Below are 1,724 nucleotides of genomic sequence, written 5' to 3'. Positions count from 1 at the left end.
CCGACCGCCACCTGCTGCGCACCGGCATCCCGCTGCCCCGCCCGGTCCTGTACGTCCACCAGGACGGCCGCCTCCTGCACCGCGCCCGGCCCGTGCCCCGGGCTGCCCTGCCGCACCGCCCCCTGACCCTCACCGCCCGCTGGCACGACCGCGTCGACCCCGAGGGCGGACCGGTACGGGTCAGCACCGGCTGAGCGGGGCACGCCGGCCCCCGCCACCTCGGCCGACCTGCGAGAGAGGCGAGCGCACCGGTACGGGCGAGCGCCGGCCGGGCGGGGCCTGGCGGGTAACCGGTGCCTCAGATGACCTTCAGCCGCACCAGCGCGCCCAGTGTCACCGCCCCCGGCAGCAGTGGCGCCCACACGGTGATGATCCGGTAGGCCAGCACCGCCGCCGTGGCCACCGCCGCCGGGCCGCCCACCGCGACCAGGGCCACGATCAGCGCCGCCTCCACGGAAGGAGAAGCCCCAGTCGAGCAGCGCGGCGGTCTCCTCGTACACGGCGTTGCCGCCGGACTCGGGGTGCATCACGGTCACCAGCAGGGTGCGCCCGCCACGGGTGGCCGCGCCGGTGAACGTGTTGCCGGCGTAACTGGTGTAGCCGTTCTTGACACCGATCAGGCCTTCATATGTCTTCAGGCCCCACGCCCCGGTCAGCAGGCGGTCGGTGTTCTGGATCTGGAACGTCTTCTTGCCGCCCGCCGGGAAGTCGGCCGTCCTCGTGCCGCAGTAACGGCGGAAGTCGGCGTCCTTCAGCCCGTGCCGGGCGAAGAGCGTGAGGTCGTACGCCGAGGAGACCTGCCCCTTGTGGTCGAAGCCGTCGGGGCTGACCACATGGGTGTCCAGGGCCTGCAGGTCCTCGGCCTTGGCCTGCATCTCGGCGACGGTCTCGGCGATGCCGCCGTTCATGTGGGACAGCACGTGCACGGCGTCGTTGCCGGACCGCAGGAACACGCCCTGCCACAACTGCTCGACGGTGTAGGTGATGCCGGGCTTGATGCCGACGAGGCTGGATCCGGCCGGGACGTCGGCGAGGTCGGCGTCGGTGACCTTGTACCGCCGGGCGCGGTCGAACTTCTTCAGCACGGTGTCGGCGAACAGCATCTTCAGGGTGGACGCGGGCGCGAGCCGCCGGTGCGCGTCGAACGAGGCGAGCACCTCGCCGCTCGCGCAGTCGGCGACCAGCCAGGCGCGGGCGGTGAGCTTCTCGGGCAGTCCCGAGACGCCGCGCACCTGGACGCCGGTACGGGCCAGTCGTTCGCCGCCGACGACCGTGGTGGCCGCGGCGGCGTCGGTGACCATGGACAAGGGCAGGGCGGCGGCCGTCAGGCCGAGGACGGCACGCCGGCTGAGCCGGGAACATTCACGCACCCGGGGACCGTACACCGCGACGAGCAGACGTTCCGCGTCCGGAGGGGCGTACGGTCCGGATCACCCGCCTGGCGGGAGGACGGGGCAAGTCGGCGTGGCCGACCGGGCCTTGGGGACGGTCATCTGCCGAGCAAGTGGTCGATCTCGGCCAGCCGGCCGGCGGTGAGCGGTCCCTTCGCGATCGCCCCGGCGTTCTCCTCGGCCTGGGCGACGGTCCTGAAGCCGGGGATCGGCACGGTGCGCGGGCTGCGGGCCCACAGCCAGGCGAGGGCGCCCTGGGCGAGGGTACGGCCGCCGCTCGTGAGGATGTCCCGGACGGCGTCGATCCGGGCCAGCCACCGCGGATCGGCGCCG

The 1,724-nt window shown here is 73.5% G+C and carries 1 protein-coding gene and 1 pseudogene; both read right to left on the bottom strand.

All coding sequences use genetic code 11. The features are described 5' to 3' along the window. Nucleotides 1-455: 455 nt before the first annotated feature. Nucleotides 456-1,370, bottom strand: a pseudogene (locus H5J33_RS38120) (D-alanyl-D-alanine carboxypeptidase family protein); the annotation flags it as partial. A 119-nt stretch (nucleotides 1,371-1,489) separates the two neighbouring features. After that, on the bottom strand, nucleotides 1,490-1,724 hold a 235-nt coding region (locus tag H5J33_RS34170; RefSeq protein ID WP_181798546.1), incomplete at its 5' end, for an aldo/keto reductase.

The organism is Streptomyces sp. WELS2 (genome assembly GCF_013870595.1).
Lineage (GTDB): Bacteria > Actinomycetota > Actinomycetes > Streptomycetales > Streptomycetaceae > Streptomyces.
This window is presented reverse-complemented; position numbering and strand designations above follow the sequence as displayed.